The organism is Trichocoleus sp. DQ-A2 (assembly GCF_039961915.1).
Lineage (GTDB): Bacteria > Cyanobacteriota > Cyanobacteriia > Cyanobacteriales > FACHB-T130 > FACHB-T130.
Window position 1 is genome coordinate 1 of the sequence record NZ_JAMPKD010000007.1, and the last position, 23,018, is coordinate 23,018.

The following is a 23,018-nucleotide window of genomic DNA, read 5'->3' on the forward strand; positions in this document are numbered from 1 at the left end:
TGAGTTTCTCGGCTTAAATCTCTAATAAATCTCATAAGTCTCTTGTTTTCTTGACTTTTGTTTTAGCTTATTCTACTTTTTATTATGTGTAATTTATTTTACATAAGCACTTATCAATTTGCACATATTCAGAAGGTAAAATATTTGGTAAAAAATCTACAGATTGAGGTGGTGGCTCTTCTATTGGCGGCAAGTTTTGTTGCACGTACAGGGGCGGTTCCGTAACGATGCCAACCAAGCGATCGCTCGAAAAAGACAGAGCCGCATGACCCTCATTAATGGGAATCTGAAACAAACAAGAAAATACCGCTTCCTGCTTTTGGGATTGAGCCACAATTGTCTTCAGCAGACTGTGAAGTACGGGTGAATCTGACTTGAGATAAATGGTGTACTCATGCCCTCCCGTTAGGAGAAGCTGAACTTTTACATCCTGGACGTTAGGCTGCTGTGGAGCCGATTGCATAAACGTTTCCTCTTCGATGTTGAAAAATTGAAGAAACTATCTTTGGGCTTTCTCCCTAGCTTCAGAGCAATTTTAACCAGTCGATGCGATGTATTGACTGGTACCGATACCCAACGGGGTGCAAAAAGCCGAATCATCGCGGTAGATAAATCGCGTAGATAAAAAGAGCGATCGCTTCAACGCTTGCTCACCACCCAGAGTAGTTTATTACTAGAGGGTGCGAAGATAGCAGCATGAAATTTATGAAAATTTTTGTTCCAGGTCGCCTGTGTCTGTTTGGCGAACACAGCGATTGGGCGGGAGACTATCGCCGCATCAATCCGAATTTAGAAAAAGGCTATACGCTGATCGTCGGGACTAATCAGGGGCTTTATGCCGAGGTTAAGCCTCATCCTACTCATCTGATTTTTCACGCTTCCCTGAGTGACGGCACCCGGAAAACGCTGACTCTGCCGATGGACGCCGAGGTTTTGCTTGCCGAAGCTGAAAAAGGTGATTTCTTTAGTTATGCCGCTGGCGTTGCCTACCAATTTGTGGCTCGTTACCGAGTGGACGGACTGGAAATCGACAATTATCTGACAGATTTGCCAGTTAAGAAAGGTCTTTCCTCCAGTGCTGCGCTGTGCGTCCTCGTAGCTCGTGCTTTCAATCGCGTGTATGACTTAAAGATGACCCTCCGAGACGAAATGGAGTTGGCTTATCAGGGGGAGATTACCACGCCTTCTCGCTGCGGACGGATGGATCAAGCGTGTGCTTATGGCGATCGCCCGATCCTGATGGTTTTTGATGGCGATCGCTCGGATGTCGTCGAACTAAAAGTGCCCAAAAATCTATTCTTTGTAATCGTGGATCTCGGTGCTGGAAAAAATACCCAGGAAATACTCAGTAACTTGAATCAGTGTTATCCTTTCGCCTGTAACGAATCCCAAGAGAATGTCCAAAAATATCTTGGCTCCATCAGTTCTCAAATTACTCAAGAAGCAGTTAACGCCTTGCAAAAAGGAGATGCTGAAAAAATTGGTATCTTGATGAAGAAGGCACAAACCGAATTTGATAAGCATCTAATTCCCGTCTGTCCTGAGCAATTAACAGCTCCCATCCTGCATAAAATCCTTGATTATGAACCCATTCAGCCCTACATTTGGGGAGGGAAAGGTGTTGGTTCGCAAGGGGATGGTACAGCACAATTTATCGTTAAAGACGAAGAAAGCCAGCAAAAAGTCATTGAAATTATTGAACGGGATTTTCCTCAAATGCAAGGTTTAAAGCTAACACTTCATGCACGCAAAGTTCGCAAAGCTATCATTCCAGCCGGAGGTTTCGGAACTCGTTTATTTCCAGCTACCAAGGCGGTGAAAAAGGAATTTTTCCCGATTATCGATCGAGAGGGTCGTGCCAAGCCGGTAATTCTAGCAATTGTGGAAGAAGCCATCAGCGCTGGTATAGAAGAAATCGGGATTGTAGTGCAACCAGGCGATCGCGCACTTTTTGAGGAGTTCTTTAAGGCTCCACCTCCAGGCGAACTTTTCAAGAAATTATCGCCGCAAAATCAGGAATATAGCCAGTATCTACAAGATTTAGGCAGCAAAATTACATTTTTGAATCAAGACAAACCAGAAGGCTATGGTTATGCTGTATTCTGTGCCAAAGAATGGGTGAAAGATGAGCCATTTCTGCTGATGCTGGGCGATCATGTTTACTCATCGGACACTGAAACTTCATGTGCAGGTCAACTTTTAGATGCTTACAAACAAGTTAATCAAAGTGTTGTTAGTTTAACGACACTTCCAGAAGAAAGTCTTTATAAATCTGGCTGTGTTACAGGAATTTGGCAGGACTCAAACTCAATCCTTTCAGTAACACAACTTGCAGAAAAGCCTACGGTTGAGTATGCACGCCAGCATCTTCGTGTAGAGGGAATGGCAGAAGATCAATTCTTATGTATATTCGGTTTATATGTACTCACACCGAAAATATTTGAATTTCTCGAAAATAATATTCAAAACAACTTCCGGGACGAAAAAGGCGAATTTCAGTTAACATCCTGTCTCGATCAATTGCAACAGCAAGAGGGAATGACCGGATATATTGTCAACGGTAAGTGTTATGACACCGGATTGCCAGATCCCTATCGCCAGACAATGATTGATTTTAGAAATGCAGGGAAGTAGTTAAAAGGGTGAGCGATCGCGATAAAGCATCTGAACCCCGGCGATCGCGATCGCTTATCAGCCGCTCCTCGCTCCCGTTAGATTACAGACTATCTCTGAGGCTAGTGCTGCTGGCGTCAACTTCTGTACTACTGAGAGTAAACGCTGTCTAAACAGTTCTACTTCTGCCTTAGCTGCTCTTATAGCAACCTCAAGTACGGAAGGTTTGACTGTGTATCGGGTAGCGGAGTTTGGGAGCTTTGAGCTAGACGTTTCGTGGTATCCGCTAATGCACAGATTCCCCGAAGCAAACCGAACAGAAACCCAAGGATGACCAATCCACAGCTCATCCCACTGCTCTCCACGATAGGTCATTGCCCCTTCCCACGCTGCTATGTCCTCTAAACCACTACAGCAGGTCGGCTCTATGACGATATCGTCGTTGCAACACAGGACATAGCCTCCAGAAAAGGAACCGATGCACTCTAGATCCGGACTCGAAGTGGCAATCTCTAGCTTCTCGAAATATGTTTCCACCAGATGTCTTAGGACAAATGGCTCAACTAATTGAGAAATTGGCACCAGCCAAGAACCAGGACGAATCGGTTCTATACTTTCGAGTTCCGAATCGGCAAGGCTCTCCTTCCAGTATCGATACCAAGCATGAGGATTTTCTACTACCCTACCGAGAGGAAGACTCCGTTCGCTATGACAATAGTCGCTTGGCGCGAACTCAATCACTGGTATTAAAGCAACCTGACCGCTAAGAGCAACGAATGGCATCACTTGAAAAGCCGCAAGCAATAGGTGAATTTACACAACTCAGATGCTCTCCATCTGACTGCTTAATGCAAGAAATGACGGATACCTGTTAACACCATCACTAAACCAAGCTCATTAGCAGCCCTAATCGAATCTTGATCGCGCAGGCTGCCTCCCGGCTGAACAATCGCTACAATTCCCGCTGCTGCTGCTGTCCGCACCGAGTCGTCGAAGGGGAAGAAACCATCGCTGGCAAGCGTGGCACCTAGGGACTTTTCCCCAGCTTGTTCTAAAGCAATTTTGACCGAACCAACGCGATTCATTTGTCCAGCACCCACACCTAAAGTAGTGCGATCGCGCGTTACAACAATCGCGTTAGATTTAACGTGTTTACAGACCTTCCAGGCGAATAGTAATTCTTCAAGTTGTTCTGGCGTTGGTTGCTTCTCGGTGACAACTTGCCACTGGCTGGCGTTTTCCACCACGTCATCTGAAGCTTGGACGAGAAAACCACCGGCGATCACTTTAACTGTATTTTCCGGCCCAGCCGCCAAGTCTGGCAAAGTCAAAACCCGCACCTTAGACTTAGCCGCCAAAATTTCCTGCGCCTCTGGTTCGCATCCCGGTGCTACGACGCATTCTAAAAATGTTTTGGTTAGTGCTGTCGCTGTGGAGGCGTCAATCGGCTGATTTAGCGCCACAATCCCCCCGAAAGCCGAAACCGAATCAGCGTTAAAAGCTTTTTCATAAGCCTCAGACAAGCTATTGCCCAAACCTACGCCGCAGGGATTATTGTGTTTGATAATCGTCGCGGCTGGGGTATCAGGAAACTCGGCAATAATCCGCCGCGCTGCTTCCAAATCCACTAAGTTGTTATAACTCAGTTCCTTTCCCTGGAGTTTAGTCGCCGCTGCCCATCCAGAGGCACCTGCCCCAGTTTGATACCATGCGGCAGGTTGATGGGGATTTTCCCCATATCGTAGAGATTGCAACTGTTGTCCAGAAAGGTCAAATTGGGTGGGTAGGGGCGATGTATGCGCCTCTGCCTCTACAGGGGATTGATGGGTGAGATAGGTCGCGATCGCCCTGTCATACCCCGCCGTATGCTCAAAAGCCTCTCGTGCCCTAGCCAGACGGAACTCAAAGGACACGTCCCCGCCCTGTTGCTGCAATTCCTGCAAGTAGGAATCATACTGAGCCGGGTTAGACAAAACTGTTAGATGTTGGAAGTTTTTTGCAGAAGCCCGTATCATCGCAGGGCCACCAATGTCAATCTGCTCAATCGCTTCCGGCAATGTGACTTCTGCTTTCGCAATCGTCTGCTCAAAAGGATAAAGATTGACCACCACCAAATCAATCGGGCGAATTTGGTTCGCCTCCAAATCTGCCAAATCTTGGGGCACATCCCGACGCGCCAAAATCCCGCCATGAATTCGGGGATGCAGCGTTTTGACTCGCCCCCCCAAAATCTCCGGAGAACCCGTGTAATCGGAAACTTTCGTCACGGGTAGCCCAGCATCTTTAAGGGCTTTAGCCGTTCCACCACTGCTGATTAAATCAAACTCAAATTTTTCAACCAACTGACGGGCAAAGTCGATTAGCCCAGTTTTATCAGATACACTCAGCAGTGCTAGACGCGCCATAACTTCTAAAGTCCCTCTTTTTCCAACCTTACTCAGGATAAATGCGATCGCCCTCATGCACAAACAGAGAACCCTGCCCTCACGGCATGGGCAGGGTTCTTGATTCAAAGCGAAGTGAGGAGTTTCAGATAACCGCTTGCCTGGTGGCAAGAAAACGGTTGGTCAGTGGTTTGCCTCAGCCACGACGCCACGCATTTCTGGTTAAACAGATGGGTGGACGCGCAGTGGTAAGCCACTCGTACCGAACGCTAGAAGACTTGTATAACAGGTGTTTCCAAGCTAGCGATCGCTACTGCTACTACCCAATTTTGAACAGACCTTGAAGCAGTTCCAAATTGGAAATCAGCAGGTAGGCGATTCCCGCACCACCAACTCCACCAATCAGAAAATTACTCGCAAACTCGTTCCAGCCTTCCTGACTATTGAGGGCGTCTGGAGGACGGGGCGTGGTAATCGTTTTAGTGGGGTTGGGGGGATTGCTAGAAGCGTAGAGGGATAGCCCAATCGTCAAAATGATAATCAAGCCAACCGTTGACAGCAAACCTGCCAGGTTCGCGACATCTGTATCGCGCAGAGGACCCAGTTTGGCGAAGGGACCAATCAACCAATAACCATGAGCCATACCAATTTCTAATGCTCGGCGTCCGGGTGACAGCCCTTTGCGATAGGCTGGCAAGTTATTGATGTAAGCCTCTGTGAAACCGGAAGAATTAATCGGCGTTGCTAAATTGCCAATTTGCGGATCGCCAGCTTCATGGACAACTTCCCGATTTCTGGGGTCGTTACGACGATCTTTCGAGTCGCTTATTGCTTGCACTTGCATAATTTCTTCACCTTTTGATGAGCTAGTGCCACTAATTATCGTTGGGTTAAAACTGGAGATGCTTCTATCGTTTGATACAGCATTTTTTATCCAGTCTTGAAAATCCTGCGATTTTTACGGCATTGGATGGAAAAGCAGGTCGGGGAAAATGTAGATAAAGACAGCCAAGAGACTAGCCTGAAGGGATAGCCACACAATAGCCAGAACCGGAGCTAGGGAAAGATACTTGAGGAAATACTGCATGAATCATTCTCCAAAACAGTCAATAATTCAACGTAACTAGCGAATTGAGACAGGAATCTCATCTTCTTTTGCAGTCAATTCACCCGTGAGCAATTCTTTGACTGCTGCCAAAGGCCAAGTGAAGCCACTTAGCATAAAACCAACAGCCCGGGGAACATCCAGTTGGATTTCTTTATACTCTGGGTTTGCCTCTTTTTTCACCGATTGAATATAGGCACGACCAACCCAACCAATCCAACCCGCAATATACAGGAACAGAATGCTGGGAATGATAAAGTCACCGGCACGATCCAGGCGACCATCTACAACCAAGTGGGGTAAACCCTCTGGGCCACACATTGCCTGAGAATAACGTTCAAAACGCTTGCGCCCTGAATCGGGGTCGAAGTTGGTATTGCGGGCGGTTGCAGCACGTTGCTGAAAAGCCTTGGACTGGCTGCATGGCACCAGACCTGATACGTTATCAGCCGATGCCGTTGGGGCAACGCTAAACCAAATACAAAGGGCAAAAATCAAAGCCAACAATCGTTTCATGGGATTGTTTCCTTTTGTTACAAAACGAAAACTTTTATGTACAAAACAAGGTCATTGTTTGTACGGAAGCAATCATGTATCGATATATTAAAGTACCAGTGAATGTCAACAGTATTAGCGATTGAAACAAGTTGTGACGAAACGGCGGTAGCGATCGTAAAGAATCGTCAAATTTGCAGTAGCATCGTCGCCTCACAAATCCCTGTTCATCGGCAGTATGGCGGGGTTGTGCCAGAAATTGCTTCGCGTCAACACGTCGAAATAATTAACAATTGTTTAGACAAAGCACTCCAAGAAGCGCAGATGGAGTGGGCGTCAATTGATGGTATTGCGGCAACCTGCGCCCCTGGTTTGGTGGGGGCATTGTTGGTGGGGCTGACGGCTGCCAAAACTCTTGCGATTGTCCATCGGAAACCGTTTGTCGGAGTCCATCATCTGGAAGGCCACATATACGCTACTTATTTGAGCGAACCTTCTTTACAGCCGCCTTTTTTATGTCTGCTGGTTTCGGGCGGACACACCAGCTTGATTTATGTGAAAGATTGTGGTGTGTACGAGACACTGGGAGAAACCCGCGATGATGCCGCTGGTGAAGCCTTCGATAAGGTGGCGCGGTTGTTAAATCTGGGTTATCCGGGTGGGCCGGTGATTGACCAACTCGCCCAAGCGGGGAATCCCCAAGCCTATCCTTTGCCGGAAGGGAATGTCGGGGTGCCAGGGGGCGGCTATCATCCCTATGACTCTAGTTTTAGTGGCTTAAAAACAGCTGTGCTGAGACTGGTGCAAAAGTTGCAGCAGGAAGCGTCTCCGTCGCTGCCCGTGAATGACATTGCGGCAAGTTTCCAAGAAAGCGTAGCGCGAAGTCTGACGCGAAGGGCGATCGCCTGCGCCCTCGACTACGGTCTTGATACCATTGCCATCGGTGGCGGTGTCGCCGCCAACAGTGGGCTGAGAAAACACCTGCAAGTCGCTACTGCACAGCGAAACCTGCGGGTGCTGTTCCCCCCGCTAAAATTCTGCACTGACAACGCCGCCATGATTGCCTGTGCTGCCGCCGATCATTTGAATCGGGGTCATACTTCCCGATTGACTTTGGGCGTTCAGTCCCGGCTGCCAATTACTGATGTTATGCAGCTTTACCAAACTTCACAGTAGAAGTTTGCATCCAGTTTTGAGGCGCGAGGATGCAATATTTTTCAGACAAAGCGATCGCGCAATTTCTAAACAGACCTTAAATCAGTCGATTCTCTCGATCATTTTGATGAGTAAGGATGCAATACTTTGGATAGCGCGATCGCCCGGTTTCTGTCTGAAAGCTGCTGCAAATTCAGCTGATTATTCTCATCTAAAAGATTTTCTTTCTGCAAAAGCTCATAAATCGTTAAAGACAGCAGCATTTCTACCTGATTCGCCCGACTGCTGAGCCAATGATGAGTCTCTGCATCCGAGGGAAAGCGCTCAATACACTCATTTGTGTAACGGCGAAACTCTCTGACATCATTTAAAAGCCGAACCAAATAACTAGGACACTCGCAAGCAATTACATCGGCTGCCTCGCAGATAGCCAGCAGATGTTCGTCAGTCAACTCCGAAGAAATTTGAATAGTCTGTTTTGGATCGATCATAATTTCAGCAAAAGTATCAGGAAAGCCTTAGATTCATCAGTTGATTGTTCCCTTGCCACTCAGACTAATTACTACTCTTCTGGGATCGCTCATCGCGATCGCAGTCAAAATCTAAGCAGCGAAAATCCATATCGTTTTTTAGCAGGCACCCCTTTAATCTTAATAAAATTTAAAGATTTATGGTGTAAACAAAACATCTACCTTAAGCGAAGTTGCTAGAATCCGGACAATTAGCTATAATTCTGCGAATTTCGGTAGCAACTGCCTCTGGCTGCTCCACCATCGATAGATGTCCGCAGTCCGGAATTTCCATCACGTTCTCACCACAACCCTGAAATAACGGGTGAAAGCTTGCTAAGTGGCGCACATACTTCGGTTCCATTACCCTATCTTTAGCACCAGCAATAAAATAAACCGGCTGTTTTAGCCGTGACACCACCTGCGGCAAGCGATTGACCTCCGCTTCCGTCGTCGAATCCAGTAAAGTCCCCAGCGCCGCTTCCGGATGAGCCGTAATAAAATCAATCAGTCGCTGTCGTCCCCAGCACCGAGCAATTGGACGCGCCACTTGCGCCCGCGTAAAAGGCAAATCAATCCCCGGTACATAGCACAGCCAATGGGGACGCCGTTTCAGAAGCTGCTGACCCGCAGCCCGAAATCGCTCGAAAGCCTCCTTCAGATAAATGCCACCTCCAGCATTAATGCAGATGACCCCCTTAACAGAATCAGGTTGCTGGTCTGCCGCCCAAAGGGCAATGCTGCCACCCAACGAATGGCCAATCAGCCAAGCACTAGAGATATTCAGCTTCTGCAACAAAATACCGACTTCTTTGGCATAAGCAGCGGGAGTGTAATTCGAGAGGCTCAACGTAAGAGGCTCTGAAGAGCGAAGAAAGTTCTCCTCTTGCTGACTCTCGCGGACGACTTGCCGACTCTGCACCGACATTTCTTGACGGGTGAACCCATAATTATCTAGAGGCTGAGAATCACCAAACCCCCGCAAGTCGTAAGACAAACACTGATAATCTGGTGCTATCTGCTCAATCAGGGGTTGCCAGTACCGACGGCTGAGGAGCCAGCCGTGGATAAAGACCAAAACAGGGGTAGATGATGCAATGGGAGGCGTCAAATCGTAGGTGTGCCGAACTCCCAGGATTTCGATAGTTGCCATATTTTGATCCTATCCCGAAGTTCTACCAGATTGGTGAAGAAGTCATTGTTATTGGTCATGGGCTACCCCTGCCTTACGAAACGTCTGCTTGTAGGCGCGATCGCTTCGAGAAGCGTAAAGTAGGACTATTGGACAAAAGACGAATGGCTAAACATTAAAATCTGCGCCCTAGCAATCGCTGACGCACGCTTTCAGCAATTTTTTGACCTAAATATTCCGGAATCACACTTTCGTTCGGTCCCAACAAGTAAAGAATCAAGCGGGTGCGTCCTCGCCAGACTAGCAAATTGGCATTGACCACCAGCAAATCCTCTTGCCAGATAGCGTACATCACCTTATAAAACAGACCCGGTTGGTTATCCGCCTCAATTAACAGCGCCGGAAGATGGAAAACAGGGTCTACATAAAATTCCGTTTCTACCTGCTCCAAACCGGCATCCAGATTAAATTCCACTGCCAGCATCTCTTCTACTTCAAAGCGCCCAGCCAAAGCTTCCCGAATGGCGCGACAGACATTTTCCGAGGTTTTGTCTGTCAGTGCTTTGCTGCCACGAGACACCACCAGTTTGATGAAAACTAGCATCGGAGGAGCGATTTGACCATATAGACTGAGACTGTGAATGGTCAGCCCGTATGCAGCCAGAACCCCAAAAATATCACTTAGCAGAAAAGATTGGTTGCGGTAAGCAAAATGTAGGGCACTTTTATTGCCTTCGGGTTTCAGCTCAATAACCGCTCTGGTGGTTTTATAGAGCCGATAGGCAAGCCTCAAGTTTTGTAGCTGAATCTCACTGCTGACAAACTGCTCGTAGAACTGAGGAAACGCCCGATTAAAGCGCTTCAGAAGTTCTAGTGTGGATGATTTCAAACCCGTGGCCATATATAGGGCTAAGACTCGCTTGCCAGGTTAAAAGCATTTTGGGAGATAGAGCCAAGTGCCCTTCGCCAAAGAACCTTCTCTTATGGTTAATCTCTCACAAATTTTCCTAAAAAAATTATCCACTCGATACCAACTCCCGGTGGAGTTGAGTAGATTGGTGCAAATAAAGATAACCGGTGCAAGTTCTCCCTTGCCCCTTAGTGAAATAACTCAACATTCGTCGTATCATGACTAGCTGCCCGTACATGATTTTCTTTGTTTTTGCTCACCTGTGCCAACGCGATGTGGCATCCAGGAAGTAACCAGTCAAAAGCTGCCTCTGTTTCTCAGTTCTTCTGTTGCTCTTGTCTCCAGTCATCAGCCAAAAACTTGTGCCTAGCTGCACGATGGCTTGGCGAGACGGTAGCTTCTCCCGACCGACAATTCAAGGAAATCGGGATTGCTGTGGAGCTGCGGAGTATTAACCCGTAGAATTCAGTCTAACTAATGTATTGCCAGTATTGCCGAATGCGCCCTAAACCACACAATGCCGCACCCGCTCCAGATCGGGGAGTGCGTGTAATGGTTTAAAAGGTAGCGCAATTGTGTTATCATTTTTTTCGTGATGTTTGGGCTAGATTCGTTGAAATAAGAGGGATGGAGATACTGAGACTGTATCACTCTCCAAGAGTGTACGTGACTCCCCCGCGTCAATTGATTGCATGAGATTGATTCGTTCCTCAGATTGCTTCGTTTCTCGCAACCGGACACCGGAAGTAAATCCTGTAGAGATTAGATATTTGGTACTTGCAGGGAAACCTGAAAGTGTTGGAGCTGGTCTCTTCGATTAGGAAGTCTCAGATCGCGTGTTAGCACACGCGGTGCGAAGCACGGTTGGGAATTCCCCAGACTGCTGGGAACTGGAGAATGTAAATACCTTAACCACACCTGCATGGGTTTTTGGAAAAGCTTGTTTAGCGGTTCTGATGGTAGCACTGCGTCGAAGCCGACGCTGGGGGAGGGGGATGTTGTAGAAGGTACAGGCGATCGCACGGGCAGCGGCTCTCGGATATTTTTCAGCACCGAACGCGACATTGACCTTTATGAACTCGAAGAACTCTGCGATGCGGTCGGGTGGTCCCGGCGTCCGCTACGCAAGGTCAAGAAAGCAATCGAACATAGTTTTTTAGTCGTTTCGATGTGGGAAGTGCGAGGAACCCAGCGAAGGCTGGTAGGCTTTTCCCGCGCCACTTCCGATCATGCCTTCAATGCCACCATTTGGGATGTGGTAGTTCACCCAGATTTTCAAGGCAAAGGACTGGGGAAGGCGTTGATGAAGTACGCGATCAAGAAGCTACGCAGTGAAGACATTAGCAACATTACTCTGTTCGCTGACCCCCAGGTGGTGGATTTTTACCGGGGACTGAATTTTATTGCCGACCCGGAAGGAATTAAAGGGATGTTTTGGTATCCAGATTAGTTTGTGAATTCTTTACTCCAAATATCGGCTAAATAAGCTATAATAACCAGAGGTCGCTGGCACGGCGTGTCAGGGGAGTTAAACACCCAAGACCCGATCGGCTGATAGCCCATCGCTGAATTTCACCGGGATGTAGCGCAGCTTGGTAGCGCGCCTGCTTTGGGAGCAGGATGCCGCAGGTTCAAATCCTGTCATCCCGATTTTTAGTAGTAAAAAGAGTTAGCCCCAAACCTGCCAAGGTTAGAGGGAATCTCAATAATTTTCAGGTGTTGCTGTCTGACACCCTGCTGAAATTCCTTTGAGGACTTCGGGAGGTGATTCATGCAGATTTTTCCCTGGTAAATTGGGAGATAAGTTGGCTGACGATTGCGTGGAACTCATCCTAATCTTACATAGTCATAGAGGGTTACAATTCGCCATTCATTCCTTCAGTAATTTGGGAATTCCATTTCCGAGTATGCAGCATTGAGAATGAATAAATAGCGAGTTCAGGCATCAAATTGACCCTTGGTGCCAAGAATTAGGACATGGGGAGTTAAACAGTTCAAAAATGACAGTCGCAACAAAACAGTAGAATCGATAAAGTTTAGTTGGCAATAAACTTTGACCCGTTCATTCGGGTACTGCTAGAGCGAAGAAACATTATCGCCTTGTCTCGACTCTATTATTGGTAAGGCGGGGTATTCAACGAAAAATTTTGAGGGAATTGTGATGAGATCATTAGTTCGATTGAGCGCAACACTGGGTTTAGTGGGAAGTGTTGTACTGGGAGCGCTGCCCGGTTTAGAAACGCTGCGGGCGCTGGCATTGCCAGAACAACAGATTCTAGAAAAGTTGCAAGCTGTGCCCGTGTTTACGATCACCGATCCTCAAGGTTCTCCATTAGTTGCTTCAGTGAATGAGGGGCAAAAGAAGACCGCAGTGGCAGGTGTTTTTATCAGCCAGCAAGATGCTCAAACATTTATCGAACGGTTGAAGAAGCAAAATGCTCAACTAGCAAGTACGGTGAAGGTGGTACCCGTATCGCTGGGAGACGTTTACAAACTGGATCAAGCGAATGCAGCCAAGCCAGATGGTCTGGATTTTGCTTTCGTACCCACCCAGCAGCAGGTAGATTCAGCAAAAGCCATCCTGAGTCAAAGCGGCAAACCCGTGCAAAATTTTGATGGGGTTCCTTTGTTTGTGGCAAGAGGCGGAAAGGATAAGGGGTATTTGACCTTACAACGAGACAATAAACCCATCATTCCTTTCTTCTTTAGCAAAGAAGAATTACAGAGTATGCTGGATCGATTCAAACAGCAACAGCCAGGTCTGGCATCTACAGTGGAAATTCAGGTGGTGAATCTGGAGGGTGTAATTGAAACTTTACGCACCAGCAATAATCAGCAGCTGAACAACATTGTACTGGTTCCACCCAAAGCGTCAGTGGACTTTGTGCGATCGCGTGGTCCTGCCCCCGCGAATTCTCAGCAACAACGTCGCTAAAGCGGTAAATAGACAAAAGAATCAAAGATAAAAGATAAAGTATGAAGGATAAACTTCATACTTTATCTTTTATCTTTTTTCCTTGATTCTGGTGTTTTGCTTGGGTATGGTTTCAGGTATAGAACTTTGGAAGTGGCGCAACTGGGCGCGGGATGCTGCCAAATCCGCGGACGTTGACCCAACAGAAGTAGACTGGTTGCTGCGAGAAGTCGCCGCTCTAGATCGGTTGGCGCTGCGGTTGGAGTCTTTCAAAGACAAAACCCAGATAAAATTACCGATGCCGTTGCCGGAGTTAACCCAGATGTGGCAACGGCGTCTGGATGAGCGGTTGCCAGTTCAGTACCTGGCTGGTGTTGCTCCCTGGCGTCATTTTTCTCTGTTTGTTTCACCAGCAGTATTGATTCCGCGACCGGAAACAGAGTATCTGATTGATTTGGCGGTTGCCGCTGCTGCTCAGAGTGGAGCCTCCCCGCCCTTACAGCAAGGACATTGGGCAGATTTAGGAACTGGCAGTGGCGCGATCGCTCTCGGACTCGCAGATGCCTTTCCATCTGCCACTCTCCACGCGGTTGATTATAGTCCGGCTGCTCTAGCGATCGCTCAACAGAATGCCCAGCAACTGGGTTTAGCGGCTCGCATTCAGTTTTACCAAGGTTCTTGGTGGCAGCCGTTGTCCGCCCTAAAACGTCAGCTCAGCGGCATGGTATCAAACCCACCTTATATTCCCAGTCATTTGCTGCCTTCCCTGCAACCGGAAGTGGCGAAACACGAACCCCACCTCGCCCTCGACGGTGGCACAGATGGCTTAGATTGCATCCGCCACTTGGTAGAAATAGCGCCAGACTATCTGCGACCGGGCGGTATTTGGCTAATTGAGATGATGGCGGGACAAGCCGATGCAGTTGCTCAACTGTTGCAAGATCGAGGCAGTTACTGCAAAATTCAAATTCACGCCGATTTAGCTGGGATTGAACGCTTTGCCTTAGCCTATCGGAAACCCGATGAGTGATGAATTTGAGGGGATTTATTCAAAACTCAAAACTCTAAAAAAATGACACAAGTTTCAATGGCAGCCTTGATAGAAGGCGCTCGTTCTGGGAGTTTGGTTAGCTTTCCCACCGATACTGTACCAGCACTGGCAGTGCAGCCGGATCGGTCAGAGTTAATTTTTGCAGCAAAGCAGCGGCGGCAAGATAAACCGCTGATTTTAATGGGCGCAAACGCTTTAGATTTGTGGGATTTTGTCAAGGGAAGTCCATCTGAATGGCAGATTTGGCAACAAGTTGCTGACCAATACTGGCCTGGTGCTTTGACTTTAGTGTTGCCAGCCTCAGCGTGCGTTCCTAAAGCGATGAATCCATCTGACCCGACTACGATTGGGTTGCGAGTGCCGAATTCTGGCGTCGCGCTCTCAATTTTGTCGCAAACTGGCCCCTTAGCAACCACCAGCGCTAACCGTTCGGGGGAGCCACCTTTGGAAACGATGGCAGAAATCGCAGCGCAGTTTCCCGATGTCCTGACGCTATTCTCCTCGGAGGAGGAAACAACACCGACGGCTGGCGTTCCTTCCACCGTCGCCAAATGGACGGGCAGCGGCTGGGAAATCTTGCGGCAAGGAGCGGTTAAATTGGTAGTTTAATCGACTCAGCTAATCAGCAAAACTGGTAATTATATTTATGTCCCAAGACGCGAATCCGGACGTGACAGCCATCCTGGAGGAACTCAAGCAAACCCAGATGGCGTACCACATGGCAACAGAAATGAGCCAGTTTAAAGCTGGGTTTTTGGCGCGGACTTCTCATGAATTGCGATCGCCCCTCAACAGTTTGATTGGCTTGCATCAGTTGATTTTGTCCGATTTGTGTGACAACCCAGAAGAAGAACGAGAGTTTATTGCTCAGGCTCACGCCTCCGCGCTGAAGCTGATGCAGCTCATAGACGAAATTATCGCCGTTGCCAAAACTCAACACGGCACCAGTCGGATAGAGATTCAACCCGTCGAGCTTGCCAAGGTTCTAGAGGAAGTCTACAACTTGACTCACCTGCAAGCAGCGAATCGGAGTATCCGCCTTGAGGTATCGCCACCCGATCGAGAGATTTACGTTCTGGCAGATCCGCGACGATTGCAGCAGGTGCTGCTAAATCTGGTCGATACCGCGATCGCTCGCATGGACGAAGGCAACATTCGGGTTTGGGTGCCCCCCTCACCAGCATCTGGGTACAGGTACATCCACATCTGGATTGATGCCGAGTGCCCCGTCAGCGTCTGGAGCGAGCCAGTCGATTTGCTCAAAGAGCAAAAGACACAGGAGCTGGTAGGGGCACCCAACAAAGGAGCACCCCGACAAATGCCACAGCTATCCGAGGGGATGAACTTACTGATTGCTCAAACCCTCATCGAAGTGATGCAGGGACGCCTGGAAGTAGTGGCAGCGCAACCAGCAGACGCCGCTGATCCTTCAGGCGGAGAGAATCTTACCCGGCTTCAGTTTTCTCTTCCCCTAGTGCCTATTGAGACGACATAACCTGGGTAGGCAGAGGCTCGGTTAGGGGCTGGTTGTTATACAGCACCATCGTCGTACTGGGGTTGCTACATTCAAAACCGATGCGCGTGTAAAAGCCCTGTTGATAAGTCGTCATCAGGTAGACCCGCTCTACCCGACTGACACGAGGATGGCTCAAGACTGTTTCCACCAACTTGCGTCCGAGTCCTGCGCCTTGGTATGCCGGATGTACGACCACATCCCAGATAGTGGCACGGTAAACGCCATCGGAAGTCGCTCTGGCAAATCCAATCAGCTTGTTTTCGTCCCAGACGCTAATCACAGGTTCGCTATTGGCGATCGCAACTTTTAAATCTTCAATTTGCCGGTTCTGTGCCCAGAAGGCAGCTAAGTGAAACAGCTCTTGCAGTTGTTGAAAGTCGATTTGTGATTTACGGTCACAAAATTGAATATGACTGCAATCCATCGTCATCAATAATTTAGAGTCTCGTACTGGCTCATTCTACTCATCAACCCGCTGGGGATTGGTGTTCAATTGCACCGAATTTCTGTAATTTGCCGCTTTTTTAGCGAAATCTACCGTTTAGCTTACTCATATCCAACCCTAAATCTGTACCGCCAGACGGATTCCTTTTGAACATAAGTAGCTAACTAAGAATGCTGGATGAAATGTGAAGGATGAAAATGCCTAGTTCTAGGCGAATCTGTTGTTTTTTCATCCTTCACCCTGACTTCCTACAACCAACGGGCGGCATCTTTGGCGTGGTAGGTGAGAATCAAATCAGCTCCAGCCCGCTTGAAGCTGGTTAAAGTTTCCATCACGACTCGCTGTTCGTCAATCCAGCCATTGAGGGCAGCCGCTTTCACCATCGCGTATTCGCCGGAGACATTATAGGCGGCTACCGGCACGTTGCTGGCTTCTTTCACCCGCCAAATGATGTCCATATAGGCGAGTGCCGGTTTCACCATCAGCATATCCGCCCCTTCTGCAATATCGAGTTCGATTTCTTTGAGGGCTTCGCGGGCATTGCCGGGGTCCATCTGGTAAGTTCTGCGATCGCCAAACTGCGGTGTTGAATCAGCCGCATCGCGGAAAGGGCCATAATAAGCCGAAGCATATTTGGCAGCGTAAGAAAGAATCGGTGTATCTTGAAATCCCGCTGCATCCAATCCTTCCCGAATCGCCTGCACAAAACCGTCCATCATCCCAGACGGAGCGATAATATCAGCGCCAGCCTTGGCTTGAGACACTGCTGTTTTCTTGAGCAATTCCAGCGTCGGGTCATTCAACACCCGTCCCGTCAAATCGCCCACTTCCAAATAACCACAGTGACCGTGACTGGTATATTCGCACAAGCAAGTATCGGCAATGACCACTAAATCCGGCACGGCTTCTTTCACTGCTGTGGAAGCTTTTTGGACAATCCCGCAATCGTGCCACGCACCCGTAGCATCTACATCCTTATCTGCGGGAATGCCAAAAAGAATGATTGCGGGAATGCCGAGGTCATAGACTTCTTTTGCCTCTTCCACAATTTTGTCTACCGACAGCTGGTAGACTCCTGGCATCGATTTCACTTCCTTAGCAATGCCCTCTCCCGGTACAGCAAACAGAGGGTAGATTAAGTCACTCGTGGCAAGAACCGTTTCACGCACCATCCGGCGCAGCTGGGTTGAGGTACGAAGGCGGCGAGGGCGATGAATGGGAAACATGGCGTTAGTGTAGTGAATAGTTGTTAGTAACTAAAGCGGTCTAAAAAAGTAACAATTTGTCACATTGAGCCAAGCAAAATATTGAGATGAAATTTTTCGCTGGCACTCAGAATCACATATTACGTTTATTTTGACCAACCAGCGCGATCGCTGATAAAAAAATGCCGAATAAAAGGAGGGGCAATTTATAAATTGCCCCTCCTTTCTTAATCTATCCAACTACTAAGTCTGGATACTCATACCTGAGCCGCTACGGGTGCATTCTCAGGGGATGCTTCCGCCGCCGCTGGCACCGCGTAAACGCTTACCTTCTTGCGGCTTCTGTCCTTCCGTTCAAAGGTGACGATGCCATCAATGAGGGCAAACAAGGTATAGTCTCTGCCCACACCGACATTATTGCCAGGATGAAACGAAGTTCCCCGCTGACGCACCAAAATACTACCTGCTCTGACGGTCTGACCGCCGAAACGCTTGACGCCTAAACGTTGAGCATTAGAATCACGACCGTTGCGAGTACTACCCGTACCTTTCTTATGAGCCATAATTTCCTCACTTGTCCTTACTACTTACTATTTTGCTGTAGTCTCAGCGGTTTACTCGGTCGCAGCGCTCTCGGTATCTGTCTCATCAACAACCACTGTTGCCACAGCTTCTTGAGCTTCTTCTGACTCATCTGCGCCGGGGGTTTGGGAAGCCTGTTGTTCGGAAGCCACCACTGAGCCATTGATGCTGATGGAGTTAATCATCAGCTGGGTGATTTCCTGGCGATGTCCTTTCTTGCGGCGGGTTTTCTTTTTGGGCTTCATCTTGTAGACGATGACCTTCTTGCCGCGCCGGTGTCGCATCACCGTGCATTCTACCGTCGCCCCTTCGATGAAAGGTTGACCGATGGTTACATCGCCATCGTTCTGAACGAACAAAACCTTATCAATGGTAACTTGGGTGTCTGGTTCCGAGGGAAGCAGTTCGATGTCGTAAAAGCGACCTGGTTCGACTCTTAGCTGTTTGCCGCCAGTTTCAATAATTGCGTAACTCATGGGATAGTCCTAGGGGTTGCCGTACAGGTAGCTGAATAGGTGATTGTCAGTTGTCTTTCGTCTTTAGATTCAGTCTTTAGATTCGCTGCTATTGACCCATGACTCATGACTTCTTGACCAATGACCAACCAGCTTTTGGAATGTCTCAACCTGATCCGAGCAGGAATAGACAGACAATCTTTCATCATCCATGATTACCTGGAACTGTGTCAAGTAAGCGATCGCTCTTTCTCCAGAAAATATGGGAGATATCCAACTGAGGGCAGATGCTTAATCGTTGAGTTATCTTCGATTCATCAGCACGGAGAGTAGCGATCGCATGACGAACCTCAAACAGATTTGGCAGTTTTTAAAGACTGATATCGGGGAACTAGGGAAACCCGGAGATGTCGCTGAGACTGGGACAGAGATTACTAAATTTGCGCTGGAATTCGCACTGGCTTTAGGTTTGTTCTCTGCAACTGCAAGCCCTGCTGGAATTGTTGTAGCCGGACTATCTGGGGCGAAACTAGCGATACAAGGCATGAGGCTGTACCGGAACAAGACGAATCAAGAGCCATCCTTAGAAGAATGGGTAGCGATCGCATCTCCCCTCGCTTATCTAGAAAGCTTTAATGAATTGGTGCAAAGTAATGACTTATTACAGCAAGTCAATTTACAACCAGCCAATCTACAGCCAGCAAGTGCAACGCCTCCCACAAATATCGCCCAACAGCAAAGCGCAAAACTGGAAGAATTTCAATTAGATGAGCATCTCGCTAGAAATGTTCTCACCTGCTTCCACGAATCGGAATTAGCCCAAGTTTTAAATCAGGTATTGTCGAACCAACTGCAACAAGGAGGAATAAATAAGCAGGAAGCTGAGATTTTAACAAGTTGGGTAGCTTGGAAGACTCATCAACACCTGAAAAAAGCCTTAGAAGATGCTGAGGATTCTGTCAGACAACGGGCAGAATTGTATTTATCTGGAAAGCGGCAAGAGTCGGACAAATACTACAGTCTCAATACTTATTTGGAAGAGCAAATTGCTACTAAGCCCCTAGATCCAGTATTTCGTGAGATCTTCACTTTCAAGGATATTTACGTGCCGTTGAAGGTACAACCAGTGAATCCGAAGAAGGGAGAGATTGATCAGGATGCAGAACCAATTGAGATCGAAAGCTGGGCAAAGGCAATGCTAGCAGATGTCCAGAAACAAGACAAGGTGATGTTTATCCAAGGGGGGCCGGGAAGAGGAAAAAGTGTTTTTTGTCGGATGTTTGCCGACTGGGTGTGGCAGCATTTGCATCCAGTTTGGACACCAATTTTGATTCGGTTGCGGGATATTAGGACATTTGAAAAGAGTTTTGAAAAAACTTTGCAAGCAGCAGTCGGTTGTAATTTCGCCGCAACCGATGATGGTTGGTTAACCGATAGAGATACCCGATTTTTGTTTCTGCTGGATGGATTTGATGAATTAGTGATGGAGAGAGGAACCAGCCAGGAATTAAAGGATTTTCTCTGGCAAGTAGAGGATTTTCAAGGTAGCTGCAAGCGAAATTCTGAAAAAGGACATCGGGTTCTGATTACAGGCAGGCCTTTGGCACTACAAGGTATTGAAGGAAGAATGCCTCCCAACCTGGAACGAGTGGAGCTGCTGCCAATGGATGACGAACTCCAGCAGCAGTGGTTTACTAAATGGGAAACTCAAGTTGGTAAAAATAAAAGCTCAGCATTTCAGGAGTTTTTGCAAGATGCACGCTGTCCAGATAGAGTGCGGGAATTAGCAAAAGAGCCGCTATTGCTTTATCTATTGGCTGCGATGCACCGGGATGGCAAGTTGACGGTAGAGATGTTTGAGGGTGCCAGCGGTGTCGGGGCAAAAATTCTGATTTACGAGCAATCTTTGGAGTGGGTACTGACGGAACAACGTAAAGAATGGCTGAATCGAAAGCTAACCGGACAGGAAACGGCAGGACTGCGACGCATTTTGGCAGAGGCGGGGTTGTGCGTCGTGCAGTCGGGCGGGGAATGTGCCGCAGTAAAAACAATCGAGTCACGGTTGAAGGACGATGAGAGCGCGATTGAGTTGATTCAACAAGCCAGAGAAAGACACGGCGAGGATGCGCTAAAAAATGCGTTGGCGGCTTTTTATCTACAGGCGGCGGCGGGTGACAAAGACGGTTATGTGGAGTTTGCCCACAAAAGTTTTGGGGAATTTTTGTGTGCGGAACGACTCAAAGAAAGTATAGAAGACTTGACGCGACCGGGAATTAAACGGCAGGAGTTTTATATCTCCACCGATCAAATGGATCGAGATATCTACGATTTATTTGGCTACGGCGAACTGACACCAGAAATTGTGGAATACTTGATGGCTTTATTAGCTGCCAGTACGGAGTTTCAGCCCGTAAAATTATTTAAACGATTGGAGAATTTTTATCTGCGCTGGTGCGATGGCGAATTTCTTGATGCCACTCCAGAAAATCTGCCGCAGAAGAAGATGTTGCAAATGAGGGAGCAAGCGCCAGAAAATGAGCGGCTGGGACTGCGACAGGTGGATATTTATGCAGGACTGAATGTAATGATTTTGCTGCTAGAGCTGAACCGTTATGCTCAGTTAAAAGACGACTTAAAAGACAAAATTACTTTCTACCCTTGCGGCGAAAAAGATACTGATGGTTTTGATGTATATCGACTGCTTCGCATTATTGGTTACAGCCAATGTATTGGTATTGGAGGATTTTTAGGGACAGTTAGTAAATTCCTCAGCCGCGCAAACCTCAACGGCGCATATCTCCGCGACGCAAACCTCAATGGCGCAGACCTCAGCGGTGCAAACCTCAGCCGCGCAAACCTCAACGGCGCAGACCTCATCGACGCAGACCTCAGCGGCGCAGACCTCAGCGGCGCAGACCTCAGCGGCGCATACCTCAACGGCGCATACCTTAGCGGTGCAAACCTCAGCGGTGCAAACCTCGGCGACGCACACCTCAACGAAGCAGACCTCAACGGCACAAACCTCAGCCGTGCAGACCTCATCGGCGCAGACCTCGACGATATTTCTTGGGATAAATATACAAAATGGGAGAATGTTCAGAATTTGGAAACAGCCGAGAATGTGCCAGAAGCTTTAAAGCAACGGCTAGGGTTGGAGTAAAGTTATCATCACCCTTATTTTTCATGGTGGAAAAGCGATGCGATCGCCTATCTCATCTCACCGAACGCGATCGCCCTCTCTTCCCCTCTTCCTTCGCGTTCTTTGCGTCTTCGCGGTTCGTAAAAAACGCGATCGCATCTTAAGTTAGAAACAGTTCCCGAATTCCAGCACTGCCGATTTCGATTGCCAGCGCTGCTAACAGAAAGCCTAAAAGTTGAGTAATAATCACTGCACCTTCGGCACCGAGCAAGTGGTCAATCCGGTTTGCCAGACGCACAATCAACCATGTCACCAGCATCGCAGAGACAATCCCGACCACCACGCTGAGATGAGCATTTGGAGATTCAGACATCAACAGCATCACCGTCGTTAGCGTTCCTGGCCCAGCTAACAGAGGCAATGCCATCGGAGTAATCGCGATATCGCGCTGCTGCTCGACAATCGGTGTATCTAGTTCTCCACGTAGCATTTGTAGGGCAACTAAGAGTAAAAGCAGTCCCCCAGCAACCCGCAAAGACCCCATACTGATTTCTAAGTAATTTAGAACTGCTTTACCCCCAAAAGCGAATATCAGCAGCACCCCTGTCGCTACAATACTTGCCCGATTCACCACATTGTCTCTTTGCTCCGGTTCCATGCCCTTCGTCAGGACTAAAAAGATCGGTGCATTGCCCAACGCATCTGCCAAGACAAACACAGCTACAAAAGTTTTAACCAGAACAGAGATATCCAGCTCCACAGTTGACCCTTAGAAAATATTTCCTCTAACCGTAACGTGGATGCCTTGCTGTTTCGCCATTCCGAAGGTTGATCTCAAACGAGTCAGATGCCTCGTCCCAGCCGAGGACTCCAACTCATTCATAGAGTTGTCGTAGTGTCAACCAATAATATTCATTGTTATAATTTAAACCTCAATACAGTGAGAGAGCGATCGCTTAACCTCATCTGAGAAAGCGAGCGCCCGGTTTTTCCCTCTTCCTAAAGTGCCTAGATCCAGTGAATACTTTCTTTAAGCTGCGGTGACAAACGCGCAAGTGTTGCGATAGCGCGTCCGCGTGGCGCTGTGCTAATGCAAAATAAGTGAGCGCCCCCGTTTAAACTAAGGCAGAAACACGCCGAGAATGCAGCAATTCACGAGACTCTTGACGAACCCGACCTTCCATCGCCTCTTTTTGTAAGGTAATGAAAGCCATAAAGTCATCAAAGTCATACTTGGTTTTTAAAAGCTGACGTAGCTGCTCTTCGGCTTCAACCGTTAGATAGCCCGTTACCAAAGCTTGTTGCACAATTTTATTAATCCGACTCATTGCCATTGCTACCAGAACACACGATGATTTCAAAACAGCATCTTTGTCACTGAAGACGCGCATCCGGATGATTTGTGTCC

27 protein-coding genes and 1 tRNA gene are annotated in these 23,018 nt (G+C 48.0%); 12 read left to right on the plus strand and 16 right to left on the minus strand.

What is annotated here, in order from left to right:
* Positions 1–82 precede the first annotated feature (82 nt).
* A complete protein-coding gene (locus tag NC997_RS08195) occupies positions 83–463 on the minus strand; it encodes a hypothetical protein (protein WP_190527293.1) in 381 nt (126 codons plus the stop codon).
* 242 nt (positions 464–705) lie between these two features.
* On the opposite strand from NC997_RS08195, the gene NC997_RS08200 reads away from it, so the two are divergent.
* The gene (locus tag NC997_RS08200; protein ID WP_190527295.1) at positions 706–2,634 is read left to right on the plus strand and encodes a sugar phosphate nucleotidyltransferase; all 1,929 of its coding nucleotides are present in this window, start codon (positions 706–708) and stop codon (positions 2,632–2,634) included.
* A gap of 57 nt (positions 2,635–2,691) precedes the next feature.
* Here NC997_RS08200 and NC997_RS08205 read toward each other — a convergent pair whose 3' ends face one another.
* From NC997_RS08205 to NC997_RS08225, 5 genes are all read right to left on the minus strand, one after another.
* Positions 2,692–3,396, minus strand: a complete 705-nt coding sequence (locus NC997_RS08205; RefSeq protein ID WP_190676877.1) for a hypothetical protein — start codon at positions 3,394–3,396, stop codon at positions 2,692–2,694.
* A 62-nt stretch (positions 3,397–3,458) separates the two neighbouring features.
* On the minus strand, positions 3,459–5,018 hold the full coding sequence (gene purH / locus NC997_RS08210; RefSeq protein ID WP_190527298.1) for a bifunctional phosphoribosylaminoimidazolecarboxamide formyltransferase/IMP cyclohydrolase: 1,560 nt from the start codon (positions 5,016–5,018) through the stop codon (positions 3,459–3,461).
* Positions 5,019–5,316: 298 nt separating this feature from the next.
* Positions 5,317–5,841, minus strand: a complete 525-nt coding sequence (locus NC997_RS08215; RefSeq protein WP_190413986.1) for a photosystem I reaction center subunit XI — start codon at positions 5,839–5,841, stop codon at positions 5,317–5,319.
* Positions 5,842–5,955: 114 nt separating this feature from the next.
* Entirely contained in the window at positions 5,956–6,084 is a 129-nt protein-coding gene (locus NC997_RS08220) for a photosystem I reaction center subunit IX (protein ID WP_190413988.1), read from the minus strand.
* Between the two features lie 36 nt (positions 6,085–6,120).
* Positions 6,121–6,618 carry a Photosystem I reaction center subunit III gene (locus NC997_RS08225; RefSeq protein ID WP_190413990.1) on the minus strand — a complete coding sequence of 166 codons (498 nt, stop codon included), beginning with the start codon at positions 6,616–6,618 and terminating at the stop codon, positions 6,121–6,123.
* Positions 6,619–6,720: 102 nt separating this feature from the next.
* On the opposite strand from NC997_RS08225, the gene tsaD reads away from it, so the two are divergent.
* Positions 6,721–7,773 carry a tRNA (adenosine(37)-N6)-threonylcarbamoyltransferase complex transferase subunit TsaD gene (gene tsaD, locus NC997_RS08230; RefSeq protein ID WP_190527300.1) on the plus strand — a complete coding sequence of 351 codons (1,053 nt, stop codon included), beginning with the start codon at positions 6,721–6,723 and terminating at the stop codon, positions 7,771–7,773.
* Positions 7,774–7,871: 98 nt separating this feature from the next.
* Here the strand turns inward: tsaD and NC997_RS08235 are convergent, their stop codons facing one another.
* Positions 7,872–8,243 (minus strand): hypothetical protein, encoded by a 372-nt coding sequence (locus NC997_RS08235; RefSeq protein ID WP_190413995.1) that lies wholly within the window; start codon positions 8,241–8,243, stop codon positions 7,872–7,874.
* A gap of 202 nt (positions 8,244–8,445) precedes the next feature.
* Positions 8,446–9,414, minus strand: a complete 969-nt coding sequence (locus NC997_RS08240) for an alpha/beta hydrolase (protein WP_190527302.1) — start codon at positions 9,412–9,414, stop codon at positions 8,446–8,448.
* On the opposite strand from NC997_RS08240, the gene NC997_RS08245 reads away from it, so the two are divergent.
* Complete coding sequence (locus NC997_RS08245) at positions 9,408–9,572, plus strand: hypothetical protein (protein WP_190527304.1); 165 nt, start codon at positions 9,408–9,410, stop codon at positions 9,570–9,572. The genes NC997_RS08240 and NC997_RS08245 overlap by 7 nt on opposite strands.
* On the opposite strand, the gene NC997_RS08250 is transcribed toward NC997_RS08245, so the two are convergent.
* A complete protein-coding gene (locus NC997_RS08250) occupies positions 9,569–10,294 on the minus strand; it encodes a hypothetical protein (RefSeq protein WP_190414000.1) in 726 nt (241 codons plus the stop codon). The two genes, NC997_RS08245 and NC997_RS08250, sit on opposite strands and share 4 nt — an antisense overlap.
* Positions 10,295–10,549: 255 nt before the next feature.
* On the opposite strand from NC997_RS08250, the gene NC997_RS08255 reads away from it, so the two are divergent.
* The 3 genes from NC997_RS08255 to NC997_RS08265 all read left to right on the plus strand — a co-directional run bounded on the left by NC997_RS08255 (position 10,550) and on the right by NC997_RS08265 (position 11,953).
* The gene (locus NC997_RS08255) at positions 10,550–10,765 is read left to right on the plus strand and encodes a hypothetical protein (protein ID WP_190414002.1); all 216 of its coding nucleotides are present in this window, start codon (positions 10,550–10,552) and stop codon (positions 10,763–10,765) included.
* 460 nt (positions 10,766–11,225) lie between these two features.
* Positions 11,226–11,753, plus strand: a complete 528-nt coding sequence (locus tag NC997_RS08260) for a GNAT family N-acetyltransferase (RefSeq protein ID WP_190414148.1) — start codon at positions 11,226–11,228, stop codon at positions 11,751–11,753.
* A gap of 126 nt (positions 11,754–11,879) precedes the next feature.
* Positions 11,880–11,953 (plus strand) — tRNA-Pro (locus tag NC997_RS08265).
* Between the two features lie 52 nt (positions 11,954–12,005).
* Here the strand turns inward: NC997_RS08265 and NC997_RS08270 are convergent.
* Positions 12,006–12,134 (minus strand): hypothetical protein, encoded by a 129-nt coding sequence (locus NC997_RS08270; protein ID WP_277878449.1) that lies wholly within the window; start codon positions 12,132–12,134, stop codon positions 12,006–12,008.
* A gap of 330 nt (positions 12,135–12,464) precedes the next feature.
* Between NC997_RS08270 and NC997_RS08275 the strand changes: the two genes are divergently transcribed.
* The 4 genes from NC997_RS08275 (at position 12,465) to NC997_RS08290 (ending at position 15,763) form a co-directional block, all read left to right on the plus strand.
* Positions 12,465–13,238 (plus strand): Tic22 family protein, encoded by a 774-nt coding sequence (locus NC997_RS08275; protein WP_190527306.1) that lies wholly within the window; start codon positions 12,465–12,467, stop codon positions 13,236–13,238.
* Positions 13,239–13,344: 106 nt separating this feature from the next.
* Positions 13,345–14,247, plus strand: coding sequence for a peptide chain release factor N(5)-glutamine methyltransferase (gene prmC, locus NC997_RS08280; RefSeq protein WP_190527308.1), 903 nt, complete (start codon positions 13,345–13,347; stop codon positions 14,245–14,247).
* Between the two features lie 42 nt (positions 14,248–14,289).
* Positions 14,290–14,877 carry an L-threonylcarbamoyladenylate synthase gene (locus NC997_RS08285; protein WP_190527311.1) on the plus strand — a complete coding sequence of 196 codons (588 nt, stop codon included), beginning with the start codon at positions 14,290–14,292 and terminating at the stop codon, positions 14,875–14,877.
* A gap of 37 nt (positions 14,878–14,914) precedes the next feature.
* Positions 14,915–15,763 (plus strand): sensor histidine kinase, encoded by an 849-nt coding sequence (locus tag NC997_RS08290; protein WP_190527313.1) that lies wholly within the window; start codon positions 14,915–14,917, stop codon positions 15,761–15,763.
* Here the strand turns inward: NC997_RS08290 and NC997_RS08295 are convergent.
* From NC997_RS08295 to rplU, 4 genes are all read right to left on the minus strand, one after another.
* On the minus strand, positions 15,747–16,208 hold the full coding sequence (locus NC997_RS08295; protein WP_190527546.1) for a GNAT family N-acetyltransferase: 462 nt from the start codon (positions 16,206–16,208) through the stop codon (positions 15,747–15,749). The genes NC997_RS08290 and NC997_RS08295 overlap by 17 nt on opposite strands.
* Positions 16,209–16,477: 269 nt before the next feature.
* Positions 16,478–17,455: a porphobilinogen synthase gene (gene hemB, locus NC997_RS08300; RefSeq protein WP_190527315.1), complete on the minus strand. Its 978-nt coding sequence runs from the start codon at positions 17,453–17,455 to the stop codon at positions 16,478–16,480.
* 236 nt (positions 17,456–17,691) lie between these two features.
* Positions 17,692–17,997, minus strand: a complete 306-nt coding sequence (gene rpmA / locus NC997_RS08305; RefSeq protein ID WP_190527317.1) for a 50S ribosomal protein L27 — start codon at positions 17,995–17,997, stop codon at positions 17,692–17,694.
* A gap of 51 nt (positions 17,998–18,048) precedes the next feature.
* Positions 18,049–18,492 carry a 50S ribosomal protein L21 gene (gene rplU / locus NC997_RS08310; RefSeq protein WP_190527319.1) on the minus strand — a complete coding sequence of 148 codons (444 nt, stop codon included), beginning with the start codon at positions 18,490–18,492 and terminating at the stop codon, positions 18,049–18,051.
* Between the two features lie 120 nt (positions 18,493–18,612).
* Here rplU and NC997_RS08315 point away from each other — a divergent pair, with 120 nt between their 5' ends.
* Positions 18,613–18,804: a hypothetical protein gene (locus NC997_RS08315; protein WP_348257775.1), complete on the plus strand. Its 192-nt coding sequence runs from the start codon at positions 18,613–18,615 to the stop codon at positions 18,802–18,804.
* A 7-nt stretch (positions 18,805–18,811) separates the two neighbouring features.
* Positions 18,812–21,631: a pentapeptide repeat-containing protein gene (locus NC997_RS08320; protein ID WP_190527548.1), complete on the plus strand. Its 2,820-nt coding sequence runs from the start codon at positions 18,812–18,814 to the stop codon at positions 21,629–21,631.
* A 139-nt stretch (positions 21,632–21,770) separates the two neighbouring features.
* On the opposite strand, the gene NC997_RS08325 is transcribed toward NC997_RS08320, so the two are convergent.
* Both NC997_RS08325 and NC997_RS08330 read right to left on the minus strand, forming a co-directional pair.
* Positions 21,771–22,364, minus strand: a complete 594-nt coding sequence (locus tag NC997_RS08325) for a MarC family protein (protein WP_190414150.1) — start codon at positions 22,362–22,364, stop codon at positions 21,771–21,773.
* A gap of 361 nt (positions 22,365–22,725) precedes the next feature.
* Positions 22,726–22,938, minus strand: a complete 213-nt coding sequence (locus NC997_RS08330) for a hypothetical protein (protein WP_190527550.1) — start codon at positions 22,936–22,938, stop codon at positions 22,726–22,728.
* Positions 22,939–23,018 lie beyond the last annotated feature (80 nt).